General features: G+C 56.2%; 8 protein-coding genes. 3 read left to right on the forward strand and 5 right to left on the reverse strand.

The window, feature by feature from the left end; translation table 11 throughout:
- Positions 1-2 precede the first annotated feature (2 nt).
- The 4 genes from C454_RS18025 to C454_RS18040 form a co-directional block, all read right to left on the reverse strand.
- On the reverse strand, positions 3-1,010 hold the full coding sequence (locus tag C454_RS18025; protein WP_152421559.1) for an ABC transporter permease: 1,008 nt from the start codon (positions 1,008-1,010) through the stop codon (positions 3-5).
- Entirely contained in the window at positions 997-2,007 is a 1,011-nt protein-coding gene (locus C454_RS18030; RefSeq protein WP_049905276.1) for an ABC transporter permease, read from the reverse strand. Before C454_RS18030 ends, C454_RS18025 begins: the two co-directional genes overlap by 14 nt.
- A gap of 180 nt (positions 2,008-2,187) precedes the next feature.
- Positions 2,188-4,407, reverse strand: coding sequence for a glycoside hydrolase family 32 protein (locus tag C454_RS18035; protein ID WP_004977796.1), 2,220 nt, complete (start codon positions 4,405-4,407; stop codon positions 2,188-2,190).
- A gap of 112 nt (positions 4,408-4,519) precedes the next feature.
- Complete coding sequence (locus tag C454_RS18040; RefSeq protein WP_204365856.1) at positions 4,520-6,451, reverse strand: ABC transporter substrate-binding protein; 1,932 nt, start codon at positions 6,449-6,451, stop codon at positions 4,520-4,522.
- A 1,155-nt stretch (positions 6,452-7,606) separates the two neighbouring features.
- On the opposite strand from C454_RS18040, the gene C454_RS18050 reads away from it, so the two are divergent.
- Positions 7,607-9,907: a GH32 C-terminal domain-containing protein gene (locus C454_RS18050; RefSeq protein WP_081605258.1), complete on the forward strand. Its 2,301-nt coding sequence runs from the start codon at positions 7,607-7,609 to the stop codon at positions 9,905-9,907.
- 1,017 nt (positions 9,908-10,924) lie between these two features.
- Here C454_RS18050 and C454_RS18055 read toward each other — a convergent pair.
- The gene (locus C454_RS18055; protein ID WP_152421560.1) at positions 10,925-13,093 is read right to left on the reverse strand and encodes a glycoside hydrolase family 32 protein; all 2,169 of its coding nucleotides are present in this window, start codon (positions 13,091-13,093) and stop codon (positions 10,925-10,927) included.
- Positions 13,094-13,517: 424 nt separating this feature from the next.
- Between C454_RS18055 and C454_RS18060 the strand changes: the two genes are divergently transcribed.
- The gene (locus C454_RS18060) at positions 13,518-14,606 is read left to right on the forward strand and encodes a glycoside hydrolase family 172 protein (RefSeq protein ID WP_004977801.1); all 1,089 of its coding nucleotides are present in this window, start codon (positions 13,518-13,520) and stop codon (positions 14,604-14,606) included.
- A 471-nt stretch (positions 14,607-15,077) separates the two neighbouring features.
- Positions 15,078-16,364 carry an extracellular solute-binding protein gene (locus C454_RS18065; RefSeq protein WP_004977802.1) on the forward strand — a complete coding sequence of 429 codons (1,287 nt, stop codon included), beginning with the start codon at positions 15,078-15,080 and terminating at the stop codon, positions 16,362-16,364.
- Positions 16,365-16,391: the final 27 nt, after the last annotated feature.

The following is a 16,391-nucleotide window of genomic DNA, read 5'->3' on the forward strand; positions in this document are numbered from 1 at the left end:
CGTCATTCCTGTGGCCCCCCTTCGTGGCGGGCACGTACGCGGACGTTGACGACCCTGTCGAGTCCCTGTGAGAGCATGATCATGCCCCACGAGAGGATGACGATGGTCAACAACGGGAACAAGATGGTGTAGAACAGGGTAGGCGACGTAACAGCCCCTGCTTCATACGCTTGCTGAAGCATCACGCCCCAGTTCACGTTTTGGACCGGCAGGACACCCAGGAAGTAGAGTGCAACAGAGTTGAAGATGACACCTCGACCCGACATCACGAAGTTCACTAGGATCAGTGGCAGGAGTTGAGGTGTGATGTCCTTTCTGAGGATGGAGGGTGTAGAGACGCCCATCACCCGTGAAGCTTCGACGTAGGACTCCTCACGAATCGTGAGAACCTGAGAACGTAGTCCACGTGCTGTCCCCGCCCAGGCGTTGATCGACACCAGAATCCCGACGATGAACGGGTTTGTGGGTTCCCAGATAGCACCGATGACAATGATAAGCGGGAGGCCTGGGAGCATCATCGCCGTATCAGAGATCGTCATCAGAACCTCGTCGAGGCGGCCACCTTTGTAGCCGGACACGATCCCGACGAGTGCACCGATACCTGTTGCGAAGACGGCACCACCGATGATCATCAGGAGCATCGCGGGTGTCGCGTGGATGAGCATCGCCAGGATGTCCTGCCCGAACTGATTCGTCCCGAACAGGTTCTCGGTTCCCGCGAACGGGGCATCCCATTTGCCGCCGTCAGAGTACGCCGGTTTAGGAACGAGCATCACACCGGCAGTCCCCATCAGTACGAAGGTGACGACGACGAGCAGTCCAAGCTTGAATCGCCAGTCTGACCACGCGAGCAGGAACGTCTCGTAGCGCTGTGCGAGGTAGTCTTCGAGGCGGTCTGTCCGCGTCACTTCTTCGGCCGAGACACTGGTCAGTGGTATCTCCGGTGTACCACCGTCGGTTTGAGCCGTGTCCGAGCTTTCGTGGAGAGCGCGGTCGTCAGTACGCTTCACTGTCGCCACCTCCAGAGCTCGCACGTGGGTCGAGTATTCCGTACGTCAGGTCAGCGATGAGCACGGCAAGAACGACGGCCACCGAGATTAGCAGGAAGCCACCCATCATCAGCGGGTAGTCACGGGAACTGATGCCGTTGAAGAAGTAGAAGCCGACACCAGGGTACCGGAAGATCTCTTCGAGGATGACCGAGCCGCCGAGAATGAACGCGATCTGGATAATAAACCCAGTGTAGATAGGGAGGATCGCGTTTCGTGCGACGTACCGCATGGCGATCCGGTGAGTGGGAAGCATGCGAAGCTGAGCGACACGAATGTAGTCCTCACCAAGGACACGAACGCTGTTTCCACGCATTCCGAGAGTCTGTGCTCCGAAACCTGTCAGAATGACCGAGAGCATCGGGAGGACAGCATGTTTGGTCACGTCCAGGATGAACGGGATGTTGAATCCTGGTGCGATGTCGATACTGCTCCGGCCCGACAGGGGAAACCACCCGAGCCACGTGACGAACACGGCGATGAGCACGATGGCAGCGATGTAGTACGGCACCGAATTCATGATAACCGAGATCGAACTAACCACCGTATCGACCCTGCTTCCTTCTTTATACGCCAATAGGGCACCGAGCGTGACCGAAATGACGAATGTCACTATCAGTGCCGTCCCGAGGACGAACAGTGTCCAAGGGATGGCGTTTGCATAGATCGATGCCACCGGCTGGTCATAGAACGTCGACCGACCAAGGTCACCCTGCAATACCTGCACGAGGTAGTTGAGATACTGCATCGGTAGCGGTTCGTCAGGTTTGACACCGACGTACGCCTGAACCATCTGGTTGATCTCTTCGGTCGAGAGATTCGGATTCTGGGCTCGAAGTTGTGCCCGCATGTACTCAACCGGACCTCCGGGCATCAGCCGCGTCAACCCGAAGGTGATTGTAATAACTAACACTAGTGTGAGTAGTGACCGTCCTAACCGCTTTACGTAATAGTTCATGGATCTCCTGTCTTGCTCAGATTTTTCACGCTTTCTGTGACTTTCTCCGGACGTCCAAATCGTTCATGTACTATATCATAAAATTACTGGTGTCCCAGGTAACACAACGGGAGACGACAGGGAGTTCCCGGCCCGTCGGACCGCCCTCCATTCGAACTGCTGTCGGACAGTGGTCCATGATCAGTCCATCCCGCTGTTTGTGGGCGACGCCTGCTGGTACGCTAGCTTTCCATCGTCGGGTGAGAACGCCGGGTCCAGTTCCCAGATGTCAACGTTGTGGATTGCTACGTCTCCTCCGACGGCGTTCAGCGAGACACCAGTGCTATCCTCGCGTGTGGGGTAGATACGGCTACTCAGGCTCTCACGCTCGTTAGCGAAGAGTTCAACCACGGACCCGTCAACGAAGACGTGTAGCGTGACCAGTCCATCGTCAGTCGAAATGGACGGAATACGCTGTGAGTTCGACGAGGGCGCTTTGGACTCGCTGGATGCAGACCGGTCCACCACTAGTTCGTTTTCACAGCTGTACCGGACGGGTGTCCGTTCGGCTCCGTCGGGTGATTCACCGACGACAAGTTCAAACGCCTCGGCGTCGCCGAGTTCAAACGTCACCTGTATCTCTAAGGCTGACCCGGAAGTCTCCGGAAATACACTGTCCTCGGGAGATAGTGTCTGCTTCGGCAGCGATTGGTGATGTCCACGGAGTGCCTCGACTTCAGGCGTCGGCCGTACGCGAAGTGTATCGTCTTCGTCGAGCGAGAGGACACGAGGTAGGGACATCACACCAGACCACCCGGCGTCCCACTGTGCCGCACCGTCACGGTCTTCACGAATCCATCCCCACGACAGGTACTGGTCCTCACCATGAGGCACGGACTGGGCGGCGTAGTAGTTTCCATGGTCAACTGTGCCATCTGCGCGGCGGTCGAACGACGTGCCATCAAACGTTCCGACGAAGTAGACCACCTTGTCGTAATTCGACACCTGTAGAACCTGACTCTCGCCGAAGTCCAGGAGTTCGGGACACTCCCAGAGCGGACCGTCTTCGTGTCTGTCACCGACGAGAAGCGGGCCGACGAGTTCCCATTCGGTGAGTGTGTCGGACGTGTAAAGGATAGCAGCACCTCCACCGTCCTCAAGCCCAGTTCCGATGAGGTGGTACCAAGTACCGTCTTCCCGCCAGACGTCGTGGTCGCGGAACTCCGCGTTCCACTGGTCGTTCGAGAGTATTCCGAGTTCCTCGGGAATGTCCTCGATGACCGGGTTACCGGGATGCTTCTCCCATTCGTCGAGCGAGTCGTCGATCGCACGCGCGAGGCATGGCGTCTGGTCGCCGCCACTTCCACCGGTGTAGACGAAGGTGGGCTGACCATCATCCAAGACGGTACACCCTGACCAGCACCCGTCTTTGTCCGGGCCGTCGAGGTCGGGTGTTAGCGCCACCGGCCTGTCTTCCCAGTAGACGAGGTCGTCGCTCGTCGCGTGTCCCCAGTGAATCGACCCATGGTACGGTCCCGCGGGATTGTACTGGTAGAACAGGTGGTAAGTTCCATCGTACTCGACGATACCATTAGGGTCGTTCATCCAGTTCGCTGGTGGCGCGAAGTGGTATGTCGGTCGGTGGGCATCACCGTCCAATTCAGTCCGTATCTCGGCGAGCTCGTCGGGGGTCTTCGGGCGACCGCTGAACTTCTCCGCTTCGGAGTTACCGAGATGAGAGACCAGACCCGAGACGAGTGTTTTGACGGTATCCTCGTACGGCTCGGAAAGCTCCGAGAATACAAGGTGTTGACCGACACCGAAAACTCGACCGCGACCTGGACTCCAAGCGATAATTGAGTTCTCGGCGGGCCTGTCTTGCTCGCCGACGACGCTACTTGCTAGTACGTCTCCATTTCGTGGGACTCGGTCGCGATAGACAAGCCTCGGCGCGCTTTGTTTCCGTGAGCGTTGTGTGTGGACTCGACGGCCGGAAAACTCAGCGAAGACCGACGATTCCTCGAACCGCGTTTTGATGAGGAATCCGGCTGGCTGTTGCCCAAAGGTGTGGTTAGGGACGTACGTCGCTTCGACGTGGTCCGGCGGGTGTGGGTCAATTCCCAGTCGGTCGACGGCATTGAGAGCGTAGAGTCCTAGATACAGCCCACCACCTCCTTCGACGTAGGCCGTGAGCGCCGAGAGCGCGTCTTCAGGTAGGGTCTCTTCAGAGATAGGGGCGTCCCGATGCCACCAGAGCAGGTCGTATTTGGCGATGTCTTCCTTCGACTCGATGGAGCCGAATGCGACGGGTTCGACGGTTGTGAATGAGTCGAGGAACGTCTGTGCGTACTGCTGTTCTGCGGTTCTCTCACCGATTGTTAGAAAACCAACAGTGTGACTGCTGGTTCTGTTGTCGTCCATTGTGTTCACGTGCGAAATGTGTAGTGCTGCGGGGATTGGTGTTGCTTCTTGTGGTGTCGTCTCTACTGTCGACCGGGCGTGTTGTGCGTGTAGTCCGAGTTTGCGTCTCGAATTATTTCGTCTTCGCCTTGGGGTAACCAAGTCGGAGTGGCCAGTCCTGCACAGTTGGTGCTTTCATCATTGGGTCTTCCTTGTCTTTCCACTGCCAATCCTTGGTGTCGTAGTACTCGGAAGCGAGGTAGAGCAACCACGGGCCCCAGTAGGTGTCCATCCAGTTCCAGACCCAGGCAATCTCCTGGATGTGCGGGCGTTTCTCGTCTTCAGTCTGGGCGGCTGCCAGTTTCGACAATCGTTCCTTGATGTTGACCTCACGGGGTTCTCCCTCGGGCTCTCCGATGGGCGGGACTTTCACGATGAACTCGCTCGTGCTCTCACCTTCCCACGACGAGACGGACTCGACACCGAGCGGATACGCTGTCACCCACGCAGAGTTAACGAGCGTCCCGAACAGACCCTGGTACGGGATGGCGACCGACTGGCCGACCCACCAGTTCGTGATATCGTAGTCACGGTTCGCGGTCGTCTTACTGAACCACGTTGTGGGTTCTTGTACCAGAGCCTTCGTCTCGATCCCGAAGTCTGTGAGCAACTGAGCGCCGGTCTGTGTTCGGTTGCTGTGGAAGGACGCTCCCTTGAACGTGATCGTGAACTGCTCGCCATCGGGTTTGTACCACTTTCCGTTCTCCTTAGTGAATCCCTCACCGCGGAGGAGTTCGGCAGCACGTTCGGTCCCACCGTCGAAGTGCATATAGTCGTCCTTGCGATCGCCAAGCCACTTCTCGACGAGTGGACCAGACATTCCCGCCGAAAACGGAACGGTGTCCTTGTTCTTGTCCGAGAGCGGGAGGTTCTGCATGAGCGTTGCGTGGCCCGCTCGCCAGACGTTCGACAGCGCCCACCGGACTTTGCGGTTGTCAAACGGCTCGCGACGGCAGTTGAAACAGAACGCACCCCCACTATGGGTGAAGTAGGTGAGGCCCTCGTAGTGGTCGGGGACCTGATCGCTCTGTGCCGAAGTGAAGGCCGTGTTGTGGAGCGAATCGGCCTCATTGTTCCGGAGCGACCGGAGCTTCTTCTGTGGTGAGTCGATCGGCAGTCCCTCGATGAGATTGAAGTTCAAGTCGTCCGCCGTGATGTGCGGATTCGTGTAGTCTTCATTTTTCTCGAGAATGAGCTTGGTCGCCGAGGCCTGTTTTGGCTTGAACGGACCGTTCGCGAGGCCTTTTTCCATTGCTTCGTCAAGTGAGAAGTTCAGGTTCGATACTTCCTGGAGGATAGCGTTACGCTCCTTGCTTCCAGAGGCGTCTTGCAGTCGCTCAAGGTAGTCGCTGTAGACATCGTATTTGAAGTTCCATACTGTCGGAGCGTCACCCATCCCGATGAGTGCGTTCTCGAACAGTCGGGTGTCGATTTTCTGCGCGAAGGTCATTTCGACGGTGTGATCGCCCGTCTGTTCGACACCTTCGATGAACTCCCAGACTGAGTCGTTGTTCTCCTTCCGCCAGTGCATCTGGCCAACGAAGTCCTGTGCGGTGTACGGATCACCGTTGACCCACGTTGTGTCCGGGTGCAGGTTGAACTGGACGGTCTCTCCTTGTGCGATGGTCGAGGGGTACTCCCAGTCTTCGATGAGCAACGGCACCCACTTCTCCTCGTCGGGGTACCACTTGGCGCCAATCTCGAAGACGATCTTGGCGAGCGGACCCATTGCCTGCTTTCCGAACGGGTTGTAGTTGACTTGATCGGGCCGGGTGTTCATCTGTACACTCAGGTAGTTGTCCCGTGGTTCCCCACCCGTTTGAGTGGCTGTCCCGGAACCACCGTCGTCGCCACCTCCGCTACCTCCATCGCTAGTGGTGATTCTGCCGCCATCTGTACTACACCCTGCCAATCCAGCGAGACCGGCTGTTGCAAGTCCTTTGAGAATCTGTCGACGGTGCGCAAACCCGCCACTAGTCTCTTCACTGCCGTCATGCTTCACCATACCAGCGAGATCTCGAGGCTTATTACTTATAATTTATGATGATGACGTTTCTCGGGAGAATAACGTGGACACAGTCCGGGTTTGGACGTTGTATCTCGCTCTCGGGTCACATTTATGCAGGGCGGGCAAGCACACAGAAAGTATGCCTCAAATAATACCGGACAACGTCTGGGAGTCGTTGTGTGACCTCAGACCACAATTCTTCTTGATGCTAGTAATCGCAGTACTCCTGTTGTTCGTCTCTATTGCCACGTTTCCTTTCGTCGATCCGAACTCGGCGGCAGGTATCCTGATTAAAATCGATCTCATGATCTTCACCGCGGTGTTGATTCCAATTAGCTACATTCTGTACCGATGCCGAAAGCGCGAACAATCAGAGAACCTGGAGGGTCTCTAAGACGTGATTAGTGCGCTATAGAATGATTTGCAGATTTTTCACACCGCCTGTGAAAGCGTATTCTTCATGATTGCTAAGGTAGTTAATTGCTACTGTGAAAATTATGAAGCACTGTTCAAAAATGGTGTTCTACGCCTTCGAGCCCCTACGTTCACTCACTAACTGATTAACCAGAGTGGTGTATCACCTCTGTCAATACATTTCACTCAGTAGAGGAAGTCGTCTGCGCTCCTCGGAGAAGACCCCACAATGAAATCGGACACTCGCATCCGCACAACGTGATTATTTGTTGAATATCTGATATCTACTGCGGTCACCAACAGCAACTTCCATTACAGTCTTACTTTTGTAACTCTACCCCAACGACCGATTCGCACGTTTTACCTTCAGTGCGTTTGCGTCGTGCTCAGGTCGGGGAACTATTGGTCTGATCCCCAGTCGCAGTTGTATTTGTCCGTTGGATCATCATTTCCGGTGATTGGTGTACAATCATCCTGGGTAAATTATCAACCACTTCTATTGAACGAAACGATTGATTACTGAGTGAATTCACACTGTCTCTGTGCAATAGAGACGCCCAAAACAGGGATTATGCCAATGTTGATTTTCACAGTATAAGGTAACGTTAGGCGAGGACGTCGGTTGTGGCTCGGTTTTGAATCTTCAACTTCATCACACCGGTGAATCCGAATATCGCTAGGAGTTTCGATCCTGTGTTAATGCTTATCTATTAGGGGAGCCTCCGCGAAGCCCTAGACATGCCAGGCAATAGTAACACCCACACGGGGACAACACCAGTCGCCCGGTGGTCATTCAACGAGGGAGCCGGGGCAGAAGTCTCAGAAACTAACTCCGGAACGACTGCTGCGATTACGTCCGTGGCCATTGAGACGAAGGACAAGCCCAATAGTTCACTACAGTGGCGTGACGGTGTTCAGAATTCCTGTCTTCTCTTTGATGGATACTCAACCAGTATCGAGACAACTCTCGACAGCGTTGGAGATACCAATGACCAACTGTCGGTCGAGGCATGGGTCGCACCTCGATCACACGGCAGTCACGGAACTGACCGGTTAGAGGCCGTCGTCAGCCAACACGCACTCTGGAACGACCAAGGGTTTGAATTCGGACTCGGGCCACACGGGTCGTGTTCGTTCCGTGTCGGGTTGGGTAGTAATACCGCCGAGGCGTCGACCGCTTCTGGGTGTGTCCCAACATACGAGTGGTCGCACATCGTCGGCGTTTTCGATGGCGACGACTCCTCTGTCTCGGTGTTCGTAAATGGTACCAAAGTTGCATCGAACGACCTCAGTGAGTCGGAACCAATATCCTATGCGGACGTATCCCTCTTGATTGGCAAGAGCAACAAACCAACCGAAAAGGCACATCAGACTAACACGGCCGGTGGCGTCTTCGACGTCGGTATGTTCAACGGGTTGATCGACGAGCTGGCACTCTACGAGGACGCGTTGACAAAGGACCAGATAGCCTCACACTACGAGGAAATTCGCTCACAACACGATGGAGATCTGCCCAAAGCGGGAGTCAAAGAGATTGGTTTGGACCCGTCTCTGTACAGCGATGATCACCACCGTCCCGAGTACCATCTTATCGCTCCCGGGCACTGGATGAACGAACCTCACGCACCGCTGTACTACGATGGGCAGTATCATCTGTTCTACCAGCACAACCCCAAGGGACCGTACTGGGGGAACATCCACTGGGGACATTGGGTCAGTGACGATCTCGTTCACTGGCGTCATCTCCCCGTCGCGCTCTCACCGGGACCGACTGACCTCGATCCTGATGGTATCTGGTCAGGGAACGCGACGTACAACGAGGATGGAGACCCGGTTCTGTTCTACACTGCAGGAAACATGGCGAACACGCCGGACCAAGTCGTGGCGACTGCGACACCGGCAGACCCTACCGATTCCGAACTCGTCGAGTGGGAGAAGACAAACGAGGTCACCATTGAGAAACCACGCAGAGTCGGGCTTCGGGAGAATGATTTCCGCGACCCGTACGTCTGGCGTGAAGACGGACGGTGGCTCTGTCTCGTCGGTGCAGGGGTACGAGGCGGTGGCGGAACTGCTCTTGTGTACGAATCGAAGACTCTGGAGGAGTGGCAATTCAAAGGTCATCTCTTCCAGATTGGCCATGACAAGTACCCCGAGCTAGGGACCGTCTGGGAACTCCCAATCCTCTTATCACTCGGGGAAGATAGCGACGGCGACGAGAAGCACGTCTTCATCATCAGTCCGGTTGGAGCGGGCGCCGACGTTGAGGTGTACTACTGGCTCGGCGAATGGGATGCGGACGACTACCGGTTCGTTCCTGACAATGAAGAACCCCAGCGAATTGACTACGGCGACTTTGGATTCACGGGGCCGAGTGCAATGCGGGACCCGGAGACGGGCCGTTGCATCCTGTTCACCATCGCTCAGGATCAGCGACGACCGCAGGACCACTTCGACGCGGGGTGGGCGCACAACGGAGGACTCCCGCTAGAGTTGTACCTAACCGACGACGACCAACTTGGAATCGACCCGATCGAGGAACTCACCTCATTGCGCCAAACGGAACTCCTCGACGTTTCCGATCAAACCTTGCGGTCGGCCAACGAGGAACTAATCGGGGTTGCAGGAGATACCCTGGAGATATTGCTCGAAATCGACTCAGACGGTGCATCGAGGTATGGAATCGAGCTTCGGAAGAGTCCCGACGGAGAAGAACGGACGCTCATCTACTACGACGAGGAGCGTGAGCACATCTACGTCCACCGCGAGGAGAACAGCAGTAACGTCGACGTTCGGTCTGGCTTGGCGAAGCGAAGCTCGCTAGTTCATAGTGGGGAGTTCGAACTGGATGGTGAGACCCTGAGACTACGCCTGTTCCTCGATAAGTCGATGGTCGAATGCTACGTCCAATCACGAAAAAGTGTTACTACCCGAGTATATCCCACCCGACCGGACGCGACCGGGCTGGCCCTCTGGGCAGACGGGGGCGTGACTGTCGAAGCGATGCAAGTCTGGGAATTGGAGGGAATCGGGCTGTAGCACAACGTCTGGGTTCGCAATCAGGCAGACCCGTCAGGCAATGCCAACGAAATATTTCACGTGTCAATCTACACGCCAATATCTATTTATTGACTACATTAATCGGTATTCGTCCAATGAGTGCTTGATGTAATCGCTGGGCGCCATAGTATTGTACAAATTGTATGAGATTCGCATATGCGTCTATGGCTTACCACCTACGAATTATCCACGCGATTGACTCTCTTTTGAGGGTGTGAAACCATTTTCGATGGGGTTTTGCTCGATATAGTCGAGCCGGCCGTTCAATCCTAATTGAGGGACAGCAGCCAGATACACGGAGCAATCAACGAGAAACAGAATCTCTGAGAGATCGTGTTTCTTCGGACGACAGGGGGTGAACCCAGCAGTCGAGTCAGACCCATACTGGCAACTAATCCGATATCGAAAATCAACTCAGTCTTGATGTCAATTGTATCGTTCAATCAAGACCACTGTCAACTGATGTTGACAGCGATCTCGTTGGCCGCAACCCGTTTCGGCGTTGCTTCAGGTCGGTTGCGACTACCATCAGCGATGGGAAATGTCAATCCCGATATTTTTGATGACGGCTCTTAACGCCGATATAGCGAAGAACCAGTATTGTTTCTCTGAGTGAACAGCTGGTCGCGTGGAGCTGGACGGCGAACACTCTGACGGGTGTCCCTAGAACGCAGAGCGTTCTGGTGTCTCGGAAACCAGTGATTTCCGATGAATCCGCAGAATCTCTGATTCTACGAAGTGCGAACGAGACGCTCTGCGTCTCGTCACGTTCGAAAGACGCACCTGGGTCTTTCGAGCCCACAGACTCGCTCTGCGAGTTTGGGAGGTCGCCGCCCGCTCACGCTTCCACGTTTCTTTATGACCGTCGAAAAACACTGCTGAGCAAGGTCTGCGAGCATTCTAACCAATTAACCCACCGACCTGCTCGTTCGCCAAACTGCCTTAACTAGCCAGTGCCGCAAATTCTACGCCATATCTGGTCGGTTAACCCGAGGTTCAAGGTCGTTCTGTCCGTTTGTTGGGCTCCCATACCGACGCCATCTCCCAGATTTCGAGCGACGCGCGAACATGTCCGTCGTCCGCGAAGAGATCGACACCAACGCTGTCGTCGCGCGTGGGGTAAACCCGTGAGGTGAGACACTGCGTCCCGTTGGCGAAAATCTCGATGACAGATCGGTCTAAGAACACTTGTAGTTCGACCATACCTTGTTCGGTCAAGTCCACCGGCATCGATTGTGGACTATCATTGGCACGAGTATCGAGACTTGCTGTCGACCGATCGACGGTCAGCGTCCGGTGGAGACGGTCGTACTGAATCTGCGTTGCTTCGGAACCATCGGGTGACTGCCGGAGGATAAGCCCAAACTCGTGTGAGTCACACGGGTCGATAGTCACCTGTAGTTCCAGTGTGTCACCACTTGTTTCAATGTAGTCCGACCCGTCGGGCGTCACACGAATATCGGCGTATCCGTCGTGGCGTCCACGGAGCAGGGTTACCTCTGAGGCGGGTTCGATGATTGGGTGTGCTGTCGGCCCCGGCTTGATTCGTCGCGGGAGCGACATCGCACCGGACCACCCGGCGTCCCACTGCGCACCACGATTCCGGTCTTCCGGGAGCCAACCGAACATAACCCGTCGACCATCGTCGTCGGTAAACGACTGTGGCGCGTAGAAATTCCCGTTATCGAGCACCCCGTGCGTGTGCGAGTCGAACTGCTGGTCGTCGTACGTGCCGACGAAGTACACCACCGTAGAGTAGTCGGAGACGTGAAGCAGGTAGTCGTCGCCGAGTGGAACGAACTCGGGACATTCCCACACTGGTCCGGTTACTCTCCAGTCACCGATATCAAGTGGACCAACGTATTCCCACTCTCGCAAGGAGTCCGACCGAAAAAGGAGTGCGGCACCCCCGATGCCAGCGATTCCAGACCCGATCAGCTGCAGCCACGATCCGTCTTCGCGCCAGACGCAGTGGTCCCGAAACTCGGCGTTCCAATCGACCGTCGAAAGGACGTCTGCTTCGGCCGGTACGCCTGTGATGACGGGGTTCTTCGGGTCGGGTTCCCACCTCCTAAGGTCATCGTCCTCACTCGTTGCGAGACACGGGAGCTGGTCCTGCCCGCTCCCTCCAGTGTACAGCACACGTGGGACACCGCCGTCATCGACGAAACAGCCGGACCAACAGCCGTCTTCGTCCGACTGACCGGGCTGTGGGGTGAGTGCAACTGGGTAGTCTTCCCAGTAGAGTAGGTCATCGCTGACAGCGTGTCCCCAGTGAATTGTGCCGTGGTACGGCCCTGCGGGGTTGTATTGATAGAAGAGATGATAGCGACCCTCCCAGTAGACGAGCCCGTTCGGGTCGTTGAGCCAGTTCGCAGGTGGGGTGAAGTGGTAAGCGGGGCGGTGTCGTTCGTCTGGAACTGCGGAACGCATCGCGGTGAACTCGGTTCGGCCCTTTGGTCTGCCGACCGCACTGTGAGGATCCACTTCAGTGACGTACCGGAGTGCGTTCTCCGCGAGCCGCGTTGTCACGTCGTCACCTGTGGAAAACGAGAATGACTGACCGATCCCAATGACGGAGCCCGAATCGTCGCTACGAGTCCACTCGAATATCGTCTTTTGATCCGGGTGGTCGGTGTCGGTGTCGGGGTCGAACCTGGCCGCAAGTACATCGGCGTGCTGTGGTGTCCATCGATCGTATCTCACTGATGCACTCGCTGGAGTGGAATTGACAGACACCCGAAGTGATTCATCGAACCCATCGAAAAGTGGGTGGTCAGTGAAGACTGCTGAACGGAGATACCCATCCGAATCGGGTGAGGTCGAAGCGAGTACATCTGGCTTCGTCGGTTCGATGCCGAGCCACGAAACGGCTTCCACAGCCCCGAGTGAGAGTAACAGCCCACCGCCATTATCGAGGAACGAGACGAGTGCTGAGCGAACCGCTTCAGATTCGAATTGTGGCGCTCCGTCGAGGAGCGTATCGGCGTGCCACCACAGCGCCGAGTACTCCGAGAGGTTGGCCTCGGCCAGCGAAGAGAGCCGAATCGAGGTGGCGGTACACGTCTGTCGGAGCCAATCGAGTGCGTGTGTCTGTTCAGATGAGAGCCTCCCGTTCGTCACAAATGCAATGGACTCATCTAGTACTACAGGACGTGCTGACATACCACCCTCTGGTTTCGAGTGAGTATTAAACGTTGTGCCCCGCAGAATCGTTCTCAAGACGGTTAATCTGGGTTTCACACCTGCTGTGTAGGTTGTGGAACGAGCGGTATTTTAGCACCTCATTACAGAGTTAGCTCTGTCATGTCGGACTGATACGTGCCATTGTCCCGCTTCTATGTGTGGTGCTGCACGGGCGTACAATACAAGGAACACGGCATGTGTGAACATCACACCAAGTAAGGACTTAAAATATAACAATCGTTGGTAGATGACCAGGAGTCAACGACCTCGACAGCTACAGTGCTGAAATCAGTCTACTAAACGCCTCTCACTACAATTATCGACTATCGGATCCCCTCCAATCAGCCGAATTGAGAGAAATGTTTATATGTAGTTGGCTAAAACGAGAGAAGCGGGATACCGTATGCAAACAGGCTTCGGACTAGACAGCATTGCACAGGTTATAGAAGAAGAACAGAGTCGGTCGATCACCGCTGAGAACCCGAGCGGTGCGGTCGGTGCCGGTGGACAAGCGTCGAGCAACCTCGGCCCCGGTCGAAAAGGGAGCCCCTGTATCGACAACATCGCTCCCGGAGAGACGGTTACGCTCGCCGAGATCGACGGCCCGGGCGTTATTCGCCACCTCTGGTTCACCGTCTTCGACGAGTCGGACGTCAGCGAGTACGTGTTCCGCGACCTCGTCCTGCGGATGTACTGGGACGACGAAGACGAGCCGTCAGTTGAGGTCCCCTTTGGCGACTTCTTCTGTAACGGCCTGGCCGAACGGTGTGAGATCGAATCGATGCCCGTCGTATGCGTCCCGGACATCGGGTTCAACTGTTATTTCCCGATGCCGTTTCGCGACCACGCGAAGATTACCATCGAATCAGAACACCCGACCGACATCGCGCCGTTCTTCTACCAGATCGACTATTCGTTGGTTCCGGAACTCCCGAAAGACACGGGCTACTTCCACGCGCAGTGGCGGCGTGAGAACCCGACAACCAAGGGAGTTGACTTCACGATCGTCGACGATATCGAGGGCGCGGGGCAGTACGTCGGGACGTATCTTGCGTGGACCGCGCTTTCGGGGTACTGGTACGGCGAGGGCGAGGTCAAGTTCTACATCGACGGTGACGACGAGTTCCCCACAATTTGCGGAACCGGAACCGAAGACTACGTCGGCGGCGCGTGGGGCTATGACGATTCCGACTACGGCGGACCGAAGACTTACTCGACGGCGTTCATGGGATACCCCTTCCACGACACGGGTAACGGACCCGACGGCCACGGTCGACCCCCAAGTCACGGCATGTATCGATGGCACATCCCCGACCCGATTCGTTTCACGGAGGACCTCCGCGTTGAGGTCCAGCAGATCGGAGATCATCCCCAGACTCACACGTACTTCGAGCGGTCCGACGACGTGTCTGCTGTCTCGTACTGGTACCAGAAAGAACCGCACAACAGCTTCCCCGAGTTCCCCGACCGAGAGGAACGCATCCCCCGATAACGCCGCCGACCCTGCGTCTGTCGAGCCATAGTCAGACCACCACACACCCACCCAAGCGGCCGTTCTTTGGAGTCGTGAGAACATACACGGGTGGAGACTTACTTTTCGCTGCACTACTAAGTACAGGCATTAGTGAGTGCGGGGCTCACACTCTCGCCTTCACATTGATTCGACGGTTCGGATATCGACATTCGTGACCAGTATCCACAACATTTATGATGTATGTTGTAAATTGACATAGTGGATATGCTCGAAGACAGCAGCAACGCTAGTAGCGTGAACACTCACACCGCGATTCCGCGCCGTTCGTTTCTCGCCACGGTCGGTACCGCGGGGGTTACGTCAGCGCTAGCCGGTTGTACTGGCGGTGCGGGCGAATCAGAAACGACGACTGGAACGACGAAATCATCGACTGACGCGTCCGGAAAGACGGTCATCAAGTGGGCAGTCTATCCGTGGATCGCGGACAAGATGCCAGAACTCCGGCAGGCGCTGTGGGACGCTGGTCTCTCCGAAGATATCTACCTCGAACATCAAGATCTGCCGGGGACCGCCCCCGGCGATATCCGCTCTCAGTATCAGCAGTGGTTATCCTCGGGGAGAACCGAACCGGACATTCTCGCGGCGGACACGGCGTTCACGATTCCATTCGTCGCACAGGAGCAGTTCCTGAACCTGAGCGAGAACCTTCCCTCGGAGAAACTCGACGTCGTCACGGAAAACTACGCCTCACAGCTCTTCCCGACTGTTCGGTCGTCAGACGGTGACTTCTATGGGATTCCGTTCTCCACCGACGTTCCCGGGCTGCTCTACCGAAAAGACCTGGTGACCGAGGCCGGATACGACCCCGAGGGGGAGAACTGGGCACAGAACTCGATGACGTGGAAGCGCTTTTCCGAAATCGTCGCCGACACGCAACAACGGACTGGGACCGAACACGGGTTCGTGTTTCAGGCGAAAGCCTACGAGGGTCTCTCTGCGTGTAACTTCAACGAGTGGCTGACCAGTTTCGGCGGCGCGTTCTTCGGTGGCCGTGAGAACCTCTTTGGCCCCGTCGGTAAGCGGCCGATCACGGTCGACGAGAGTCCGGTTCTGGATAGTCTCAGGATGATTCGAACGTTCATCCACGGACAGGACGACGAACAGTCGCTGGACGGCTACACGGGCGGCATCTCGCCGAGACAGGTGCTCCAGTTCACCGAACCCGAGTCTCGAACGGTATTCGCCAACGGCAATAGCGTCGCACTTCGCGCGTGGCCGCAGGCGTGGCAAACGTCGGGCTCGGAGGAAAACTACGGGACGGACCTCGGCGTGATGCCCATCCCCTCGGGCGTCTCAGAAGCCCAGGCGAAGAACGATGGGACCGGCGGCATCGGCCGGAGTTTCATCGGCGGCTACTCGAACCACATCAACCCACACTCGAAGAAGATCGACGCCGCGGTCGAAGTCCTCACCCACATGATCGGGAACGTCGAGTTCCGTTACCACCTTTTCAACGCGTCGGTCGTCCCGCCGAACCTCAGTATGCTCGATACTGAGCGCTTCCAGAACGCGCCGGTCTTGGGCCGATACACGGACGTAATCAAAATCCACGCTCAACGCGGGATACCGCGTCCTGCGACGATCGCGTGGAATCCCGAATCTGCGAAGATCGCATCGCAGGTGAATTCGACACTCGCACGAGATGCGACCCCAGCGAAGGCGATGGGGACGTTGAAGTCGCAACTCGCAGATATCGAAGAGAGATTGAGCCAATAACAGTGTTAGATGCAAACACACACATGA

Origin of the sequence: Haloferax gibbonsii ATCC 33959, assembly GCF_000336775.1 — an archaeon.
Classification (GTDB): Archaea; Halobacteriota; Halobacteria; order Halobacteriales; family Haloferacaceae; genus Haloferax; species Haloferax gibbonsii.